This is a genomic window from Galbibacter orientalis DSM 19592 (assembly GCF_000260115.1).
GTDB classification, from domain to species: Bacteria; Bacteroidota; Bacteroidia; order Flavobacteriales; family Flavobacteriaceae; genus Galbibacter; species Galbibacter orientalis.
Genome location: NZ_JH651379.1, coordinates 738783 through 757855, shown reverse-complemented (window position 1 = coordinate 757855; position 19073 = coordinate 738783). Strand labels below are relative to the sequence as shown.

Annotated in this window: 18 protein-coding genes; 14 read left to right on the top strand and 4 right to left on the bottom strand. The window is 33.6% G+C overall.

Going from position 1 to position 19073, the window contains the following annotated elements:
- Positions 1–111: 111 nt before the first annotated feature.
- The 10 genes from JOOMADRAFT_RS03445 to JOOMADRAFT_RS03395 all read left to right on the top strand — a co-directional run bounded on the left by JOOMADRAFT_RS03445 (position 112) and on the right by JOOMADRAFT_RS03395 (position 6829).
- Entirely contained in the window at positions 112–603 is a 492-nt protein-coding gene (locus JOOMADRAFT_RS03445; protein ID WP_008611354.1) for a peroxiredoxin family protein, read from the top strand.
- The gene (locus JOOMADRAFT_RS20465; RefSeq protein ID WP_008611353.1) at positions 603–1139 is read left to right on the top strand and encodes an N-acetyltransferase; all 537 of its coding nucleotides are present in this window, start codon (positions 603–605) and stop codon (positions 1137–1139) included. Before JOOMADRAFT_RS03445 ends, JOOMADRAFT_RS20465 begins: the two co-directional genes overlap by 1 nt.
- Positions 1140–1152: 13 nt before the next feature.
- Positions 1153–2715 carry a protein adenylyltransferase SelO gene (locus tag JOOMADRAFT_RS03430; protein WP_040879902.1) on the top strand — a complete coding sequence of 521 codons (1563 nt, stop codon included), beginning with the start codon at positions 1153–1155 and terminating at the stop codon, positions 2713–2715.
- Between the two features lie 14 nt (positions 2716–2729).
- The gene (locus JOOMADRAFT_RS03425) at positions 2730–3134 is read left to right on the top strand and encodes a DM13 domain-containing protein (RefSeq protein WP_008611351.1); all 405 of its coding nucleotides are present in this window, start codon (positions 2730–2732) and stop codon (positions 3132–3134) included.
- The gene (locus JOOMADRAFT_RS03420; RefSeq protein ID WP_008611350.1) at positions 3131–3376 is read left to right on the top strand and encodes a hypothetical protein; all 246 of its coding nucleotides are present in this window, start codon (positions 3131–3133) and stop codon (positions 3374–3376) included. The genes JOOMADRAFT_RS03425 and JOOMADRAFT_RS03420 overlap by 4 nt, the downstream gene beginning before the upstream one ends.
- A gap of 26 nt (positions 3377–3402) precedes the next feature.
- The gene (locus JOOMADRAFT_RS03415; protein ID WP_008611349.1) at positions 3403–3696 is read left to right on the top strand and encodes a DUF427 domain-containing protein; all 294 of its coding nucleotides are present in this window, start codon (positions 3403–3405) and stop codon (positions 3694–3696) included.
- 3 nt (positions 3697–3699) lie between these two features.
- Positions 3700–4203: a peptide-methionine (S)-S-oxide reductase gene (locus JOOMADRAFT_RS03410; RefSeq protein ID WP_008611347.1), complete on the top strand. Its 504-nt coding sequence runs from the start codon at positions 3700–3702 to the stop codon at positions 4201–4203.
- A gap of 158 nt (positions 4204–4361) precedes the next feature.
- Positions 4362–5588, top strand: coding sequence for a bifunctional alpha/beta hydrolase/OsmC family protein (locus JOOMADRAFT_RS03405; protein ID WP_008611346.1), 1227 nt, complete (start codon positions 4362–4364; stop codon positions 5586–5588).
- A 3-nt stretch (positions 5589–5591) separates the two neighbouring features.
- Positions 5592–5867, top strand: a complete 276-nt coding sequence (locus tag JOOMADRAFT_RS03400) for a hypothetical protein (RefSeq protein WP_008611345.1) — start codon at positions 5592–5594, stop codon at positions 5865–5867.
- The gene (locus JOOMADRAFT_RS03395; RefSeq protein WP_008611344.1) at positions 5867–6829 is read left to right on the top strand and encodes an aldo/keto reductase; all 963 of its coding nucleotides are present in this window, start codon (positions 5867–5869) and stop codon (positions 6827–6829) included. The genes JOOMADRAFT_RS03400 and JOOMADRAFT_RS03395 overlap by 1 nt, the downstream gene beginning before the upstream one ends.
- Before the next feature lie 7 nt (positions 6830–6836).
- Here JOOMADRAFT_RS03395 and JOOMADRAFT_RS03390 read toward each other — a convergent pair whose 3' ends face one another.
- The 4 genes from JOOMADRAFT_RS03390 to JOOMADRAFT_RS03375 form a co-directional block, all read right to left on the bottom strand.
- Positions 6837–7898 (bottom strand): transporter substrate-binding domain-containing protein, encoded by a 1062-nt coding sequence (locus JOOMADRAFT_RS03390; protein ID WP_008611343.1) that lies wholly within the window; start codon positions 7896–7898, stop codon positions 6837–6839.
- A 96-nt stretch (positions 7899–7994) separates the two neighbouring features.
- A complete protein-coding gene (locus JOOMADRAFT_RS03385; RefSeq protein WP_008611342.1) occupies positions 7995–8882 on the bottom strand; it encodes an alpha/beta fold hydrolase in 888 nt (295 codons plus the stop codon).
- A complete protein-coding gene (locus tag JOOMADRAFT_RS03380; RefSeq protein ID WP_008611341.1) occupies positions 8866–9630 on the bottom strand; it encodes a UDP-2,3-diacylglucosamine diphosphatase in 765 nt (254 codons plus the stop codon). The genes JOOMADRAFT_RS03385 and JOOMADRAFT_RS03380 overlap by 17 nt, the downstream gene beginning before the upstream one ends.
- 104 nt (positions 9631–9734) lie before the next feature.
- Positions 9735–10187: a 6-pyruvoyl trahydropterin synthase family protein gene (locus tag JOOMADRAFT_RS03375; RefSeq protein WP_040879503.1), complete on the bottom strand. Its 453-nt coding sequence runs from the start codon at positions 10185–10187 to the stop codon at positions 9735–9737.
- 480 nt (positions 10188–10667) lie between these two features.
- Here JOOMADRAFT_RS03375 and JOOMADRAFT_RS03370 point away from each other — a divergent pair, with 480 nt between their 5' ends.
- The 4 genes from JOOMADRAFT_RS03370 (at position 10668) to JOOMADRAFT_RS03355 (ending at position 19070) form a co-directional block, all read left to right on the top strand.
- Positions 10668–13883 carry a SusC/RagA family TonB-linked outer membrane protein gene (locus JOOMADRAFT_RS03370; RefSeq protein ID WP_008611338.1) on the top strand — a complete coding sequence of 1072 codons (3216 nt, stop codon included), beginning with the start codon at positions 10668–10670 and terminating at the stop codon, positions 13881–13883.
- Positions 13884–13894: 11 nt separating this feature from the next.
- Entirely contained in the window at positions 13895–15721 is a 1827-nt protein-coding gene (locus tag JOOMADRAFT_RS03365; protein ID WP_040879898.1) for a RagB/SusD family nutrient uptake outer membrane protein, read from the top strand.
- A 21-nt stretch (positions 15722–15742) separates the two neighbouring features.
- The gene (locus tag JOOMADRAFT_RS03360) at positions 15743–17422 is read left to right on the top strand and encodes a DUF5123 domain-containing protein (RefSeq protein WP_008611336.1); all 1680 of its coding nucleotides are present in this window, start codon (positions 15743–15745) and stop codon (positions 17420–17422) included.
- A gap of 151 nt (positions 17423–17573) precedes the next feature.
- Positions 17574–19070, top strand: coding sequence for a pectate lyase family protein (locus JOOMADRAFT_RS03355; protein WP_008611335.1), 1497 nt, complete (start codon positions 17574–17576; stop codon positions 19068–19070).
- The last annotated feature ends 3 nt before the right edge of the window (positions 19071–19073 follow it).

Here is a 19073-nt window from a genome sequence, read left to right as displayed (position 1 = left end):
TTGAGGGAATTTACTTAGATTATTTAACATTTTGAGCACCTAAGAGTTTATCTTTTAGGTGCTTTTTATTCCAAATAAGTGTAATCATTTTAAAAAGAAAGGGAATGAATAATGAGCAATCAAAATGAAGACAAAACAATATTTAATGCTCCAGCATTTGATGTAAATTTATGGATAGATGCTGATGGAAATAAAACAAATCCCATTGAGTTGTCCGATTTTCAAGGAAAATTCAAAGTAATATATTGTTTTCAAAGTTGGTGTCTAGGCTGTCATAGTCAGGGACTTCCAGCCTTACAGAAAATGGTAGAAGCATTAAAAAACAAGGATGAGGTAGAATTTTTAGCCATTCAAACCGTTTTTGAAGGACATGATGCTAATACTTTTGAAAAAATGGTAGAAACGCAGGCTAAATACAATTTAAAGATTCCTTTTGGACATGATCCTGGAGATGAGACTACAGGAAATCGTTCTAAAATCCTAACTAATTACCAAACGGGAGGAACACCTTGGTTTATTTTTATTGATAAGCATGATAAGGTAGTTTTTGCAGACTTTCATTTAAATGTGGAGAATGCGATTGAATTTTTAAAAACAGTTTAATGAAAAAAAATATTCCTATAATTAAATTATACGGAGCAGAAGGTTGTCATAAAACGCGCTACTACCAATTATTGTTGGAAGCGCGTGGACTTCCTTTTCAATTTTTGGATGTAGAAAAAAATGAAGATTATGCTGAGGAACTAAGAAGTTTGTATGAATCTGGGAAATTAAATTTTCCAACAATTACAATTGGATCAAAAAAGTTGAGAAATCCTAATAAAGAGGAACTCAATAAATGGCTTAATAAGCTAATACCGTCAATTTTGGATGTACAACATGATAAAGTAAATAATGCGTATCTTTTAGCTATTAATGAGGAAATAGCAAAAGTTGAATATCAACTTAAAAATGGTAAAATGTATTTAATTCATTCTGAAGTTCCGATACAATTAAGAGGTAGAGGAATAGGAAAAGAATTGGTAGAAAAAACATTTGAAAAATTAACTAAAGAAGGTTATAAAGCAGTTGCTGTTTGTTCTTATGTTAAAGCTGTAGCTAAGAGAAGTGATAAATGGAAAGAAATAATAGAATTTTAAAAAAGTGAATACTATACAACTAAACATACAAGATACTTTTAATAAAGAACTCCCAGCAGACCCTATTTTAGAAAATTCAAGAAGGCAAGTTAAAGAGGCTTTCTTTTCATATGTTACTCCCAAAAAAACGACAGCGCCAGCGTTACTCCATGTGTCGGATGCTATGTTGCAAGCGCTTGGGATATCTGAGGAGGAAAAAAAATCGGATGCTTTTTTAAAAATTTTCACTGGAAATGAGGTGTTGGATAACACCAAGCCTTATGCTATGTGCTATGGCGGACATCAATTTGGGAATTGGGCAGGACAACTTGGAGATGGTCGCGCTATTAACCTTGGAGAAGTAGTTCACAATAATAAGCGGTGGGCAATCCAATTAAAAGGGGCTGGAGAAACGCCATATTCTAGGTCTGCTGACGGACTTGCAGTATTGCGTTCTTCAATTCGAGAATATTTGTGTAGCGAAGCAATGTTTCATTTAGGAGTTCCAACAACAAGAGCCTTGTCTCTTGCGCTTACTGGAGATGAGGTATTAAGAGATGTGCTTTATAATGGAAATCCAGCTTATGAAAAAGGGGCTGTAGTTTGTAGGGTTGCACCTTCATTTATACGATTCGGGAATTTTGAAATTTTTGCAGCAAGGGGAGATCATGAGAGTTTAAAAAAGCTAGCCGACTATACCATAAAACATTTTTATCCGTATTTAGTTACTCCTTCAAAAGAGGTTTATATTCAGTTTTTTAAAGAAGTAGCAACCCGAACTTTAGAAACGGTATTGCATTGGCAACGAGTTGGCTTTGTACACGGAGTTCTTAATACAGATAATATGTCTATTCTAGGTCTTACCATAGATTATGGGCCTTATGGTTGGCTTGAAGGATTTGATTTTGGATGGACGCCCAATACAACAGATGCTACTAATAAAAGATACCGTTTTGGAAATCAACCAAATATTGGACTTTGGAATTTGTATCAGTTGGCAAATGCTATTTATCCGTTAATTGATGAAGTAGAAGGGTTAGAAAAAATACTAAACGACTATAAGGTAGATTTTGAAGAAAAGTCTTTAGAGATGATGCGAAGTAAGCTTGGATTAGAGCAAAAGGAGGAGGAAGATTCTCGTTTAATTCTTCAATTAGAAGAAAATTTAGAATTATCAGAAACAGACATGACGATTTTTTTCAGAAATTTGAGTAAATTTACGAAAGAAAAAAATGGGAGTGGGGTAGACATAGTAAAAGAGGCTTTTTATTCTTCGGAAGAAATTCAAGGAGAAATTCTTGAAAAATGGAACACTTGGTTTACTTTTTATAGAAACCGATTGAAAAAAGAGCGCTTATCTGATGAAGCTAGAAAAGAGAAAATGAATAATGTAAACCCTAAATATGTATTGAGAAATTATATGGCTCAACTAGCAATAGAGAGTGCCGATAAAGGCAATTATTCTTTGATAGAAGAGTTATATCAATTACTAAAAAAACCGTATGATGAACAACCAGACAATGAGAAATGGTTTGTTAAACGCCCTGAATGGGCACGCCATAAAGTAGGTTGTTCCATGTTATCGTGTAGTTCTTAACCAAAAATAAAAAAATGAAAACAACCGTATTAACACTATTACTAATAGTTATGACCAATGCTGAAGGAATTGCTCAAAAAGGAAATCAATGGGTAGATAAAGTATATAGTATTAGAGGAAATTGGAGCGTTCAGAAAGAAAATAAAGAGATGTACTTTGTACTTGGAGGGGATTTTTACACCTTGGCTGGTCCAGATTTGAAGTTATATCTCTCTCAAAAAGAGATGAGTGAAATTAACAACAGAGATGCTATCGACAAAGAAGGAGGCGTTTATGTTGCAAGTTTAAAGTCGAATAAGGGGGCGCAGAAGTATAAATTTCCGCCAGAAGTAAATATAGCAGACTATAAATCTTTGGTAATACATTGTCAGAAATTTTCAGTTGTTTGGGGAGGTATTGATTTAATGGATGAAGAATGATACTTGAAAAAATAAAAAATTTACCTCTTGGTTATTCTGAAGTTGAATATCAACAGAAAAAATATGGAGTAACTAGAGCCGATTTTAATGATGGTAAAAGCATTAAAATCTATGCTAAAGAGCTTGGAGGAAATGATTTTATTAGTTTGAATTACTATATAACAAGTAAATCTGAAAATTTAAAACCTTGTGAAATGCCTGAACAAAAAGTGATTCATTTTTTAAATAATTATAAAGGGTAAAAATTAAAAAAACAATAATAATTAAAATGAAATACAGAGCAAGTTGGAATGGAGAAATTTTAGCTGAAAGTAGTGAGATTAAAGAGATAGAAGGAAATAAATATTTTCCTCAGAATAGTCTTAACAAACAATTTTTTAAGGAAACAGAAACACATACTACTTGTTCTTGGAAAGGAAAAGCATCTTATTTTAATATTGATGTAGCTGGTAAGACTAATAAAATGGCTGCATGGTATTATCCAAATCCAACGCCATTGGCAAAAGAAATTAAAGATTATGTAGCCTTTTGGAAAGGGGTAGAAATAACAGAAGAAGGATAGTAAATGAATAAAATAGCACTTAGCGGGAGCTGTTATTGGTGTATGGAAGCTATTTACCAGTCGCTTGTAGGAGTGAAAAAAGTAGCGCAGGGGTTTGTAGCTTCAAAAGAGTATAAAGACCAATTTTCTGAGGCTATTATTGTTCATTTTATTCCAGATGAAATTTCTTTGAAAACGCTTATAGAAATTCACTTACACACCCATAAAAGCACTGTTAATCATAGTTGGAGAGATGCTTATAAATCTGCAATCTATACTTTTTCAGAAGAGCAGAAAGATAAATCGATGGAGGTTTTAGAGTTGTTACAGAAAGAATTTTCAGAAGAAATAATTACCAAGGTATATAGTTTTGAAAGCTTTAAACCTTCTGAAGAAATGTTTCATAATTATTATTTCAGTAATCCAGAAAAGCCGTTTTGTAAAAGCTACATCAATCCTAAATTGAAAAAGTTATTAAAAGAATTTTCTGAATTTACAAATAAAGAAAAGTTAGAAAGCACTTTATAAAACTGATATATGCAGGCCTTATTGAGGGATTTATTATAGTCAAAATAAATGCCTCCACAAAAGGAGATGAATAAAGCGAAGGCTTTTTAAGAGGTAGTGCTTGAGTACTTAATTATGTAATATTCTAAAAAATAAATGTTTAACTTAATTTTATTCGTGTGAAAAATTCAAAGCTAGATATTATTAATAAAAGGGGATATAAGTTACAAGCTTATTTAGAGCTTCCTGCAAACCAAAAACCTAATTATTATGCAATTTTTGCGCATTGTTTTACATGTAACAGTAGTTTTGGTGCAGTACGTAATATAAGTAGGTCGCTTACAAATTTTGGCTTTGGAGTAATACGTTTTGATTTTACGGGTTTAGGACGAAGTGAAGGAGAGTTTGCGGAAAGTCACTTTTCTGCAAATGTTGATGATTTGCTGGCTGTGAATCAGTTTATAAAAGAAAATTATGCCGAACCTTCACTACTGGTAGGTCATTCTCTTGGAGGGGCAGCGGTTTTAGTGGCTGCATCTATGTTGAATTCGGTAAAAGCGGTAGCAACTATTGGAGCACCAGCTTCGATTTCCCATGTTAAGCAGTTGTTTTCTCATCAAATTGAAGACATAGAAAAGAAAGGAGATATTGAAGTAAACATTGGAGGGAGACCTTTTACAATTGACAAGGATTTTGTGGAAGATTTTGATAAGAAAAACCTTCCAGAAATTGTAAAATCCTTAAGAAAGCCTTTATTAATTATGCATGCTCCTTTTGATAAGAAGGTTGGGATTGAGAATGCACAAGAATTGTATCATAATGCAATGCATCCAAAAAGTTTTATCAGTTTAGATGATGCAGATCATCTTTTGTCGGAGACGAAAGATAGTGAGTATGCAGGAAATATAATTGGAATGTGGACACAACGTTATTTCTCTTCAGAAGAAAATAAAATGTTAAGTCCAAATGGCGAGCAATTAGTAGCTCATTTAAACTTAAAAGAAGATAATTTCACTACTAATATTCAGACGAAAAATCACGCCTTTATTGCAGATGAACCCCAAAGTTTTGGTGGAGATGATTTTGGGCCAGGTCCCTATGATTATTTAAGCGCTGGATTGGCTGCTTGCACAACCATGACGATAAAACTTTATGCAGAAAGGAAAGGATGGCCGCTGGAAGAAGTATTTGTATATATAACACATTCAAAAAAACACAGCGACGATTTAAAGGTAGATGTAGAAAAACCTGGACGGATTGATTATTTATCCAAGAAATTAAAATTTGTAGGAAATTTGGATGAAACCCAACGGAATAAATTAAAAGAAATTGCTTCGAAATGTCCTGTTCATAGAACATTACAGAATGAAGTGATTATTGAAACAGAAGAAATTAAAAATCAATAAAAAATGAAAGAAAGTATTGTTGATAGTGTAAAAAGGTATTTTAAGAGTAAAGAAAATAATGATTCTGTAGGGAAATCTCCAGAGGGAATTTGCCCAAACTGTTGGGGAAGCCAAGAATGGGAAGGGCAGTTTTATGAGCTTATGAGAGCCAAAGACGTAAACCCACTTCATGATAATTATAATAATTTCATCAAAGAATTTGTTATTCAACATATAAGTGGTATTATTTTGGACGAACACACGTATACATGTGTTACATGCCAAATAAAGTATGATTAATGAGTGGAAATAAGACAAAAATAGGTTTAGGTTTAGCAGCGCTTGGACGTCCAGAATATATTAATGTAAATAATTCGGTTGTAGATAATAAGTCAGAAAAAGCTTTTAAAAATAATGCATTTGAAGTTTTAGATCAAGCTTATAAATTGGGAATTCGTTATTTTGATACTGCTCCTTCTTACGGAAAGGGAGAAGCTTTTTTGTATGAATGGAATGTTAAACACGGCTACACAGATGTTGTTTTGGGCACTAAATGGGGCTATACATATATGGCAGATTGGGAACTTGGATATGCTGGAAAACATGAAATTAAAGAACATTCTTTATCAAAATTAACCGAGCAATGGGAAGTTTCTAAAGTGTTATTACCACAGCTTAAGTATTATCAAATACATTCCGCTACCTTAGAAAGTGGGGTTTTATTCAATAAGGACGTTCTAGTTAAGCTTTCTAAATTAAAAAGAGAATTTGGATTAAAAATAGGCTTAACATCTAGCGGAATTAATCAATCAGAAGTTATAAAAACTGCATTAAGTTTAGAGATAGATGGTTTAGAATTATTCGATAGCTTTCAAGTAACATATAATATATTTGAGCAGAGTGTTTTCAATATTTTAAAGGACGCAATAAAGAAACAAAAAACTGTTATTATAAAAGAAGCTTTGGCCAATGGAAGAGTTTTTAAGAATGAGAGTTATCCACATTATTCTGATTTATATGAGCTTTTAAAAACACTTTCTATAAAATATAATGTAGGGTTGGATGCCATTGCTTTGCGTTATGTTATGGATAGTATAGAACCTTCCATTGTTTTGAGTGGAGCCTCTTCTAAGTCTCAATTAATAGATAATTTGAAAGCATATACTTTTGAATTATCTGAAGCGGAAATTGCACTATTAACTAAGCATAAAATTGCTGTAAATGAATATTGGGAGGAAAGAGCTAAGTTAGATTGGCATTAAGAATGAATTACCGATTAACCCATTCTTTTATAATTTTATTAATTTCACCACTTTCCTTCAGTCTTAATATTTCAATATCAATCTGTTTTTTTAATGCATTTGCTTCAGGAAAAGCAAAGCCATAATGTTGAGGTAAAATACCCTTTTTACTTAAAAGAAACCCCTCTTTTTTACTATTCTTAAAGATGTGTTCTAAGGGTACAATATCATAAACTAATGCATCTACATCACCATTCATTAATTTTTTATAACCTTCCTTGGCATTTGTTACAATTACCGTTTCTCCTCCAAAGATATTAATATTGTCTATTAACTTTTGATTGGATGGCACGGCAACTTTTTTACTTTCTAGATGTGTAAGAGAAGTAATAGTTTTTCCTTCCTTGGATGTAATAGAGAGTGTTGTAGCAATTCCAGCCACAAAAGAAGTAGCCATAATAAGAGATATAATCATCCAGCTTCCTATAATAAACCTACCTAAAATGGTTTTTGGAGCATAATCACCATATCCAACAGTTGTCATCGTTACAATAGCAAGCCAAATACCAGTTCCTATTCCTTTTATAGCGCTCTCACCATACTCTGCTCCCATATGTTTTCCTTCGGCAAGCCAGAATAATATTCCAACAATGGTAAGTACCAATAGCAAACCAAGCACGGCATACAAAAAAGTTGTACTAAAAAATGGCTGAATACGTTCCCAAAAAGTTAAATCTAGTACGGGAGCCAGAATAGCCATTTCTGTATCAAAATAAGGCTGAGAGAAAGTAGCATGTTGAGCCCGATTAGAATTAATGGTTATTGGGCCAATAAAAACATCAATTTTATTGTTTTTTACTGCAAGTAAGCCAGAATCAATTGTTTTGTATGGATATAGCTTATATTTAAAATCCTCATTAAATGCTATTTCTCGCCACACATCTACAATTATTCCTTTTGGAGTTTCATTAGTATATACAAAAGGCTCAGACCCACCATAACCAACCCGTAAAATACTGTCGTTAACCGATTGTGGATATAAGTTAAGAATGCTTATAGCGGATAAAAGTAAAAAGAAGAGAAAGCGCATTGTAGTTTTATTTTATTCAAAAGTATAAAAATCTTTGGGATGCAGAAAAAAATCTACTGATTAGATTGTAATTAGAGATAATTATAAATTAAATAACTATTGAATATTTTGGATTAGAGAGTCAATTTCTTTTATAATAAGTTGTTGTTTTGTCCATGGAATAAAATGATTTTCATTTGGAAGTGTTATGGAATTTAGGAGTGTTTTTGGGAAATAATCCTCAACATATTCCATGTTTTTATAGGGAGCTAAAAAATCCTTTTTTCCATGTAGTATAAGCACAGGAACTGGTATTTTTTTCCATAAACTTTCCATAGTTTTTAATTCTTCGGCATGAGCATATTTTTCATCGGCTGCTACTACAAAAGCTCTTGGGACTAACCAACGGGTAGCTTTCCATTTGGCAAAATTTCCAACCCAAAAATATTCTTCTGAATTTGGATCTATTGCTGGAGAAAGCATAACTATGTCTTTTATTTTATTATTTTTTAATGCTGAGAGTGCAGCAATTGGTCCTCCATAAGAATGTCCTACAACAATTACATTTTTCAAATCTAAAGCCTGGATTATTTCATCTACAATTAAGGCTTGTTTTTCTATGGAGGGAAGCGACTTTCCAAAACCAGAATAGCCATAACCGGGACGATCGAACGTAATTAGTTTGGCGTTTTTTAATAAGGAAGAATCTTTTAGATACCCATAAAAAGCGTTCCCAGAACCTGGAGCTCCATGAATAAATAAGACTGTATTTTTTTTAGAATTTCCTGTTTGAATAACCCTTACTTTAGAAGAAATTATGTTTGAAGGGATGTATTTTATAGAAGCAGAAACTTCCGATTTTTTAAAAATACGTAGTGTTTCTTTATCGGATGTTCTAAATTGAAAAAAGAAATGAGAAAAAACACATAAAACAACCACAAACAGCGCAAAGAGAAAACGCTTTCTTTTTAAAGGGTGTTTTTTATGGTTATTTCTGTATATCATAAGTTTTTAGTCGGAGTTCGGTTCCGCCAAATTCTGCGTAGGTATAATAATGTATCCAGTCTCCTAAATTTACATATTTACTATTGTTATTCAAATCTATTTCAAGAGGTAAGTGTCGGTGTCCAAATACAAAATAATCGCGGTGTTCACTTTCTAGTTTTCGTTTGCAATATTGCACAAGCCATTCATTCTCTTCGCCTAAAAATTTAATATCCTCATCTCCAGAAATAAGTTTGTTTTTTACCGACAGATATTGTGCTAATTTAACACCTAGATCTGGATGTAGCCATCTAAAAAACCATTTAGCAACAGGATTAGTAAATACTTTTTTCATGCGTTTGTACCCTTTGTCGCCTGGGCCTAGACCATCTCCGTGACCGATGAAAAATTTTTTATTGTTAAAAGTAAATTCTTGAGGAGTATGATAAACAGGAATATTGAGTTCTTCTTCAAAATAACCATCCATCCATAAATCGTGGTTACCAACAAAATAATAGATTGGGATTCCGGCATCTGTAATCTCTGCTAGTTTTCCAAAAGTTCTAGAAAACCCTTTTGGAATTACTGTTTTATATTCAAACCAAAAGTCGAATAAGTCTCCTAATAAAAAAATAGCTGCTGCATCTTGCTTTACTTCGTCGAGCCAAGCAACAAATTTTTTTTCACGGATTGCACTTTCTTTTCGAGTAGGTGCTCCTAAGTGGTTATCTGATGCGAAATATACTTTTTTACCTTCAGGAATATTCATTCTTTGTATTTAAAGATGTAAAGATAGAAAAATTGTTTTTGCGTTAGGGGTTGAAGCAAGCTACCGTGTAGCGCGGAAAACCCGACCCCTTTTGGGGTAACGCCCTAGTTATTATCTGTAGCGTACCATTCGGCAAATGAGGTTTCTGTTTCTTGTAGTTTTAAGGAGTGCAGTTGGATATGCTCAGGAAGTCTTTTTTTAATTTTTTCAGCAAAATCTATGACCATATTTTCGCTTGTAGGTTGATAATCAACCAAAATAACATTGTGTCCACGAGTAGAGAGTTCTTGTGCTAATTCTACGTGAGGAGTATTTTTATTAAATACGGTAGCATGGTCAAAAACATCAACAATATCTTCTTTAACTATTTTTTTTAGATCTCCAAAATCTATCACCATTCCTAATTTTACATTGGCAGTATCGGTTATTGGAGTACCAATAACTGTAACAGAAAGTTTATAGCTATGCCCATGTACGTTTCTGCATTTGCCATCATAGCCATATAGGGCGTGCCCAGTTTCAAAGTTAAATTGTTTAGTTATACGTATGTTGCTCATTACCTTTGGTTCTTTATGCAAAGATAGGGAGTTTTTATGGGTTTTGTTTTTTATCGGTTACGGATGTTCATAGAAAATTTCCCACATAATGTTATCGATTACATATATTCATTAAAATCAGTATAAGCATTGATTATTTAGCTTTAAAAACGTTTATTTCGTATAATATTGGCGCTATTTTTATGTGAATATTAAAAAAATGCTATCAAAATTTGGAAATTTGTAATTTATAAATATATTTGTGCAATCGATTACATGAAATTGTGCTTTACTGCAATCAAAACTTATAGTCAAATAGACTATTTTTTCATAAAACGGTAAGGATGGAATTTTTGAAGTCGAATAAATAAACTAGCTAACCAAAAAATAACTTTTATGACAAACCTAAACTTTTTAAGTTGCTACAGCTCTTCATTGAGTTTAAGCAATGTTCAAAGTCCTCCTAAAGAATGATGGTGTTTTTCAATACTGCTTTTTTTTATGTTTTTTACTACAACGATTGCGTCCCAAGAGCTTAATGTAATTGGGCAAGTAAGTGCAGCAGATATTTCTGGCCCTTTACCTGGCGTTACAGTTATTGAAAAAGGAACCAGTAATGGGGTAGCCACAGATTTTGATGGGAATTATAATATTACAGTTTCTAACCCTAGTGCTACCTTAATTTTTTCATACATCGGCTATATTACCAAAGAAGTAGCGGTGAATGATCAGTCGGAAATTAATGTTAGTTTAGAAGCCGACGTTAATCAATTAGATGAAGTTGTCTTGATTGATTATGGTTACGGAAAAGTAAAGAGGCAAGATATGACAGGATCCGTAGCTACCATGTCTGCCAAAGAAATTTCTAAGATTCCAGTTTCTAGTGCAGCTGAAGCACTCTCAGGAAGACTTCCTGGGGTAAATGTAACCACAGCCGATGGAGAGCCTGGAGCAGATATTAAAATTAGAGTTCGTGGAGGTGGATCTATTACCCAAGATAACTCTCCATTATATGTTGTGGATGGATTTATTGTAAGTAGTATTAACGATATTCCGCCAAACGATATTGCAAATATAGATGTACTTAAAGATGCAGCAGCAACTGCTGTTTATGGAGCGCAAGCTTCTAATGGAGTTATTGTAATTACCACAAAATCTCCTATTGCTGGGAAAGTTTCTATTTCTTATAACAATTTCTTTCAATTTAATACACTTCCAGAAGATAGACGTTATGAGGTGTTATCTCCTTATGAATATGTGCTGGCAAATTATGAGTATGCTAAACTACAAGGGCAATCATCTGTTGATAATTTTGAAAAGTATTTTGGAAAATATGATGATATAGAATTGTATAAATCTAAGCCAGGAACCGATTGGCAAGATGAACTTTTTGGAGGCTCGCGTTTATCTCAATATCACAATATCGCAATTAGCGGGGGTACAGATATGACCAAAATGAGATTGAGTGTTTCTAGAAATGACGATGAAGGACTTTTAACAGGTTCTGCATATGAGAGAACAGCAGTTAACTTTAAATTGAACCAGAAATTAGCAGATCCACTACGCTTAGATGTGTCTACCAGAATTACAAACTCTGTTATAGATGGAGCAGGAACATCTAACAATGCGCAATTAAAAATTAAAGATGCAGTGCAAGCAAGACCTGTAAATGGTATTGCAGATGAATTGGAAATAGATTTAAATCAACCTAATAATGACGACGATTACCAGCAGTTCTTATTGAGTTTAGTAGATCCTACAGAACTTGTTAAACAGGATTGGCGTAAAAGAACGGAAAATAGTTATGTATTGAATGCAGGTTTGACATGGTCTATTTTTTCTGATTTAGACTTTAAAACAACTTTTACAACCGAAAAGAAATTTAGAGAAGACCTTCGTTTTTATGGTCCTTTAACAGGAGAATCTTTTAACAATGGTGGGAGTATGCCTTTGGGACAAAAAGATAATAGGGAGAACGATTCTTATAGATGGTTAAATACTTTGAACTATAAAAAGAATTGGGGAGAAGATTATAAATTAGATTTCTTATTAGGTTTTGAAATGTCTTCTGCGGGAGGAAAAAGAAGCTTTATTCGTGCGGAAGATTTTAGACTTTCTATTACTCCAGAAGAGTTGTTTGCAAACATGGCTTTTGGTCGTGTAGATAGATTATTAACCTCAGAAGATACCGATGTAAACAGGCGTTCTTTATTTGGAAGATTGGATTTTCAACTTCAAGATAAATATATCTGGACACTTACTTTTAGAGGAGATGAATCGAGTCGTTTTGCAAAAGATAACCGTTTAGGAATTTTTCCAGCATTGGCATTTGCTTGGAAATTAAAGAATGAAGATTTCTTAAAAAATGCTGATTTTATAGACGAATTAAAACTGAGAATTACCTACGGAGAAACAGGGAACGACAGAATCGACCCAACAGCTACACAATTCTTATTTGGCGCAACAACCAACAGAGGTCCTGGTTTTGGAAATATAGATAATGTGTATTACACACCTAGTAGTGATGTGCTTTATAATCCAGATTTAAAATGGGAAACTACTGTTACCAATAATATAGGGTTGGATTTTGCCTTCTTTAATAGTCGTTTAAGAGGTAGTTTTGATTACTACAAAAACGAAACAAGGGATTTACTATTAGAATCTGCTATTCCAAATAATACAGGTTTTGAAAATCAATGGGATAATGTTGGTTCTACTTCAAATCAAGGGGTTGAGCTTGGTCTTAATTCCTATATTATTGAGAATACAGATTTTAGTTTATCGGCTAATTTTAATATTGGAGCTAATACCTTTAAAATAGAATCTTTAGATGGAACCAATGAGCGTTTCTTTAGATCAAATTGGGCAAGTACCGATTTAAATAATATCAACGATTATTACTTACAAGTAGGAGGTAAAGTTGGAGATATCTACGGATATGTAACCGATGGAATGTATACCGTAAACGATTTTGAAAGTTATGATGAAGCTTCTGGAGATTACATTTTAAAAGACGGAATAGCTTCTTCTGGAGGTGTTGTAGGAAATACAAACATTCGTCCAGGGTTCTTAAAATTGAAAGATCTTGATGGAAATGGAGAGATTAATGCAGACGATAGACAAGTTATAGGTAATGCATTGCCAGACTTCCAAGGAGGTTTTGGAGTGAATGCTCGTTACAAAGGGTTTGATGTATCTATATTTTTTAATTATCAATATGGAAATGATGTTTATAACACAGGAAAAATTCAATATAACCAATTCCGAAGAGTTACTTACGGTAATATGTTGAATACCATGAATTCTGACAATCGTTTTACGTATATCGATATAGACGGACAATATACCGGAACACCAGGAGGTGTAGTAACAGATTTAAATCAGTTACAGCAATTAAATGGCGATAAAGATATTTGGTCTCATGCCAGTCATGGTATCGCAGGAGCAGTTGTTCATTCATGGGCAATAGAAGACGGTTCTTTCCTTAGATTAAACAACCTAACATTTGGGTATAATTTCCCAAAACAATGGATTTCTAAAGTGGGTTTAAGTCAATTTAGACTTTTTGCTACCGGAAGAAACTTACATATCTGGACAAATTATTCAGGTTATGATCCTGAAGTGAGCTCATCGGGCGGAGGATTAACTCCTGGAGTAGATTATTCTTCTTTTCCTAGAAGCCGTTCGTACACTATAGGTCTTAACTTAACTTTTTAATGGTCAATAAAATGAAAAATATATATAATTCAGCTAAAATAATAATTGCCTCATTATCATTGACACTAGTAACAAGTGCGTGTAGTGACGATTTTATGGAGCCAGATTCGATTTCTACCTTCGATAATAATTACATTTATTCCAATGTAGACGATGCCAGAAATGGTGTTAATGCTATATATTCTTACTTTAATCAAGACGCATTTCGTTCGAGATTATCCAACAATATGGCTGGAAATACAGATATAGAACATCAATCTGGTTGGAACAGTAATGGAGATAGGTACCAAATATGGAATTTAGATGCATTACCTAGTAACCGAGATTTAGACATTGTATGGACAAATGCTTATAGAGCCATTAGAGATGCTAATATTTCTATTGAAGGTATTACAGCTAGCGGAAATTTGGAGAATGAGGATGAAACTGTTCGAAAAACAATGAATCAATTGCTTGGAGAGGCTTATACTTTAAGAGCTTATTGGTATAGTATGTTAATTTACTATTTTGGAGATGTACCTTATGTAGTTGCTGCACCAGTAGCTGGCGATAATTTTAATTTGCCAAAAACCGACCGAAATGAAATTCTAAGTGGTGAGATTCAAAATCTTATCGAAGTAGAAGAAAACATGCTTTGGGCAGACGAAACTCGTTATGGAGTAGAACAAGTTAACAGAGAATATACTTTGGCAATGATTGCGAGATTGGCATTGCAAAGAGGAGGTTATTATTTAAAGCCAGATTTGTCGCAAGCTAGAGGGAGTAATTATCAAGAATATTATACCATTGCGAGAGATTATGCTAAAAAGTTAATCGACCTTAAAGATAGACCATTACCGACAGATTTTCGTCAGATTTTCTTAAACAACGTTACCTTTCAAACTCCAGTAAATAGTGAAGTTTTATTTGAAGTTCCTTTTTCTCTTAACAGTGGAGATGTAGGTTGGAATATTGGAATTGAAGTAGAAGGAGGTCCAACATCTTCTCACAATTATGGTTCAGGAAACAACTATATGGCAATGCCTGTTACCTATTATTTTTCGTTTGATACGTTAGATGTTAGAAGAGATGTTACCTGTGGTTTATACAGAATAAATACAGACTTTGAACCTGAATTTATAGATGGACCGATGAATATTTCTCAAGGAAAATGGGGACGTCATTTATTGGAAACGCCACCTGGAGCTTCAACGGCAAAAAGTACGGGTATTAACTGGCCAATGATGCGTTATGCAGATGTACTTTTAATGTACGCAGAAGCAGAAAACGAATTAAATGGGCCAACAATGGAAGCGCAAAATGCACTTAGAAGAGTTCGTCAAAGAGCTTTTGAGGATGCCGATTGGGCTGAAAAAGTAGATCAGTATTTAACGAGTGTTTCCTCAAGTAAAGATTCATTTTTTGAAGCAATTGTAAACGAGCGCGCATGGGAATTTGGAGGAGAAATGATTCGTAAATATGAGTTAATCCGTTGGGGAATTTACTCTGAAAAAATGTCGGAAACTGTTGAAGGACTTAAACAATTAGCAGATGAAGCATATAATGGAACCACAGATTTACCAGATTATATGTATTGGAAATTAGATGAAGAAGGGAAATTTACCATCTTAAATAGAAACTCAAGAGTAGTTGCTCCACCAGACGAAACATGGAATCAAGTTCCTTTTTTACTTGATTTACATGATGATACCACTACATATGACGAATGGATTTTACGCGACTGGGAAAATTATATAAACGGTCCTAATCCAGGAGTGGCAAGATATATTTTTCCAATTCCAACCATAGCCGTAGAGAACAGTCAAGGAACATTGCAAAATGATGGTTACGGATTCTAAATCAACTTAAAAAAGGAACAAATGAAAAACAATAAAAGCATATTTAATATAAAATCGTTGTTAGGCTTATTGCTGTGCATCACCCTTTTTAATGCCTGTGATAAAGACGACGATAAAAGTTTTGAGCAAACAAGACTTTTTAGACCAGTACTTAATGAAGATTTGTTTTCTGAAGGAAATACCATTATTGTAAATATGGGAAAACTTAAAGAAGCAGAGTCTTATACATTAGAAGTTAGTAGAGATACCTTTACAACTATAGAATATACTATTCAAGCAGATACTAATTATGTAGAAATAAATAAAACATTAGTTGGAGAAGATTTGTTTTGGAATACACTTTATCAAGTAAGAGCAACTGCTCATGCTTCCGATCCTCAGTACGATAGTAAATTGTCGGATTTAGGGAATGTAAGAACACAGCGTTTTCCAACTATTTTAAATATCCCTGAAGCTTATGATGTTACCGATGTGGCTGCAAGAGTAACATGGACACCTGCGGGGGCAGCGGTTACGGGAATTAAAGTTTTTGCTGCTGAAGACTTAAAACTTCAAGAACCTTTATTTGAAGAGACTCCAGTTTCTTCAGAAGAGAATGATAATGGGGAAGGTTTTGTAGAAGGCTTGAGTCCGGAAACAGCATATCAAATTGCAATTTATAGCGGAGAAGATATCCGTGGTTGGGTAAATTACACTACAAAAGTTGCAGATATAGATGCTTCCGATCCTAATGTAATAGACATTAGAGAAAATGAAAGTGCTAGTGCAGTTGCAGATGCAGTTGCGGCCGCACCAGATGGAGCAACTATATTAGTAAAACGTGGAGTAACGTATGATTTACCAGGAGACAATTTAACAAAATCTATCACTATTCAAGCAGCGTATGGTTTTGGAGAACAAAAGGCAAAATTATACACTACTGGAAACTGGAATATTGAAGGTAATTCTAATATTGATCATATCCGTTTTGTAGACCTTGAGTTGAGAGGAGAAGATTTTTCAGGAGATTATATTTTCAATCCAAATACAGATAATATTTATGTTAGAGAAGTAAGTTTTGAAAATTGTCAAATTGGAACTTTAAGAGGAATAATGCGTATTAGGGGTACTGTAGAGATAGATAATTTCATTATTAATAATAGTGTAGTGGACAGTATTGGTAATTACGGAATTATTACTGCCGATACTAATCCTGCGGATGCTGGAGAAACACCAACGGCTAGATTTAATAACATAACTTTTAGCAACAGTACTTTTAACAAAGTAGATACAGGAGTTCAGTCTAGAAACAACTCTCAATCTTTGGTTATTGAAAGCTGTACGTTTGCAAACTTTATCAATACGGGAGCTAGATTTTTACGTTACCGAGGAGGTGATGGAAATAATAATGTAGCTAATGGAATTCAGATAAGGAATTCAATATTCGGACATTCTTGGGATCAATCTGGTGAGGGTGTATATGGAATTCAAGGAGTTGGAGAAGGATTAGAAAGCACCAATTTTGAGTTATTAAATATTTATAGTACGTCAAACTTCTCCTTCAATGAAGGAAAAGAAATTCCAGGATTTCCTGTAGGAAACTATTCTGGTACTCAAGACGATTTATGGAAAGATGTAGATAATAACGATTTCAATTTTAAAGATACAGGATTCTCTGGGAAATATAATTCTGGAGATCCTAGATGGAGAGCACAATTATAATAATTAGTTTGTTTTAGTTAGTATGCAAATTCAACTAAAGGCTAGCACCTCAAATAGGCATAGAATGGTGCTAGCTTTGGTTGTTTTTATTAATTGAAATACTATTATTTATTAGTAAATAACTTTATTTTAAAATAATACATATAAGCACATGAAATATAAAGCAAGTTTATATTCCTTTTTTATTTTATTGATTACCTGCTTTATGAGTTGTTCTAATAGCGACGGAACAGGAATAAATCATGATGACGATACAGTACCAGAAAACTCCTCCGTAGAAAAGCCACCCCAAATTGAAGAAGAAGCATATGCTTTTCCAGGAGCTGAGGGATTTGGTAGGAATACAACAGGAGGGAGAGGAGGAAAAGTACTTTTTGTAACTAATTTAAATGATAGTGGTGAAGGTAGTTTTAGAAAAGCCATAGAAACAGCAGGCTCTCGATATATTCTTTTTAAGGTTTCTGGAAATATAAGTTTAAAATCGAGGTTAGTTATTGAAAATGGAGATCTTACTATAGCAGGACAAACAGCTCCTGGTGATGGAATTACTATTAAAGATTATCCCGTTTTAATTAAAGCAGACAATGTAATCATTAGGTTTCTGCGTTTTCGAATGGGAGACGAAGAGCAGCAACAGGCAGATGGATTAGAAGCACGCTTTCAAAAAAATATTATTGTAGATCATTGCTCTATTAGTTGGAGTACCGACGAAACGGCAACTTTCTATGCAAATGAAAACACAACGCTTCAATGGTGCTTTGTAACGGAGAGTTTAAGAAACTCTGTTCATGAAAAAGGAGCACATGGTTATGGAGGTATTTGGGGTGGTAAAAAAGCATCTTTTCATCATAATTTACTAGCACATCATGATAGTCGCAATCCGCGTTTGGGAGAGCAAGCTGGGAAAGCCTTTGCATTAACAGATTTGGTGGATTTAAGGAATAACGTTATTTATAATTGGGGAAATAATAGTGCTTATGGAGGGGAAGCTATGAATGTTAATATTGTAAATTGTTACTATAAACCAGGACCTGCAACCGCAAAAAGAGATAGAATAATAGCTATAGATAAAAATAAAAATACAGATACCGAAGTGTATGATATTTGGGGAAAATTTTACATTTCTGGAAATTATATGGAGGGGAGTAAAGTTGTAACTCAAGATAATTGGAATTATGGAGTTTACAATCAGATCCATCATAGCTATGGAGAGGTTTCAGAAGAAGAAAAACAAGCAATGAGACTTCCTTCTCCCCTAGATGTTGAGAATAACGTTACTACACATACAGCTCAAGATGCATATAAAAGAGTTCTAGAATTTGGGGGTTCTTCTTTAGTTAGAGATGAAATAGACCAAAGAATAGTTAAAGAAGTAGAAGCTGGAAATTATACCTATGAAGGATCTAATGGAAGTTCAAAAGGAATTATAGATTCTCAAAATGATGTTGGAGGTTGGCCAGAACTTAAAAGTGAAACGCCACCACAAGATTCTTCTAAAGATGGAATGCCAGACGATTGGAAGATTGAAATGAAGCTTAATCCCGAGGCTAATAATCCTAACGGAAATGAATTGAGTACTGCTTATGACAATATAGAAGTTTATATAAATAGTCTTGTAGCATTGATTACCGAACAGCAAAACAAATAATTA

What these genes read in the sequence shown, in the direction of transcription:
- JOOMADRAFT_RS03445 (WP_008611354.1), top strand. Translation starts at nt 112, where the DNA reads ATGAGCAATCAAAATGAAGACAAAACAATATTTAATGCTCCAGCATTT.
- JOOMADRAFT_RS20465 (WP_008611353.1), top strand. Translation starts at nt 603, where the DNA reads ATGAAAAAAAATATTCCTATAATTAAATTATACGGAGCAGAAGGTTGT.
- JOOMADRAFT_RS03425 (WP_008611351.1), top strand. Translation starts at nt 2,730, where the DNA reads ATGAAAACAACCGTATTAACACTATTACTAATAGTTATGACCAATGCT.
- JOOMADRAFT_RS03420 (WP_008611350.1), top strand. Translation starts at nt 3,131, where the DNA reads ATGATACTTGAAAAAATAAAAAATTTACCTCTTGGTTATTCTGAAGTT.
- JOOMADRAFT_RS03415 (WP_008611349.1), top strand. Translation starts at nt 3,403, where the DNA reads ATGAAATACAGAGCAAGTTGGAATGGAGAAATTTTAGCTGAAAGTAGT.
- JOOMADRAFT_RS03410 (WP_008611347.1), top strand. Translation starts at nt 3,700, where the DNA reads ATGAATAAAATAGCACTTAGCGGGAGCTGTTATTGGTGTATGGAAGCT.
- JOOMADRAFT_RS03400 (WP_008611345.1), top strand. Translation starts at nt 5,592, where the DNA reads ATGAAAGAAAGTATTGTTGATAGTGTAAAAAGGTATTTTAAGAGTAAA.
- JOOMADRAFT_RS03395 (WP_008611344.1), top strand. Translation starts at nt 5,867, where the DNA reads ATGAGTGGAAATAAGACAAAAATAGGTTTAGGTTTAGCAGCGCTTGGA.
- JOOMADRAFT_RS03390 (WP_008611343.1), bottom strand. Translation starts at nt 7,898, where the DNA reads ATGCGCTTTCTCTTCTTTTTACTTTTATCCGCTATAAGCATTCTTAAC.
- JOOMADRAFT_RS03385 (WP_008611342.1), bottom strand. Translation starts at nt 8,882, where the DNA reads ATGATATACAGAAATAACCATAAAAAACACCCTTTAAAAAGAAAGCGT.
- JOOMADRAFT_RS03380 (WP_008611341.1), bottom strand. Translation starts at nt 9,630, where the DNA reads ATGAATATTCCTGAAGGTAAAAAAGTATATTTCGCATCAGATAACCAC.
- JOOMADRAFT_RS03375 (WP_040879503.1), bottom strand. Translation starts at nt 10,187, where the DNA reads ATGAGCAACATACGTATAACTAAACAATTTAACTTTGAAACTGGGCAC.
- JOOMADRAFT_RS03370 (WP_008611338.1), top strand. Translation starts at nt 10,668, where the DNA reads ATGTTTTTTACTACAACGATTGCGTCCCAAGAGCTTAATGTAATTGGG.
- JOOMADRAFT_RS03365 (WP_040879898.1), top strand. Translation starts at nt 13,895, where the DNA reads ATGAAAAATATATATAATTCAGCTAAAATAATAATTGCCTCATTATCA.
- JOOMADRAFT_RS03360 (WP_008611336.1), top strand. Translation starts at nt 15,743, where the DNA reads ATGAAAAACAATAAAAGCATATTTAATATAAAATCGTTGTTAGGCTTA.
- JOOMADRAFT_RS03355 (WP_008611335.1), top strand. Translation starts at nt 17,574, where the DNA reads ATGAAATATAAAGCAAGTTTATATTCCTTTTTTATTTTATTGATTACC.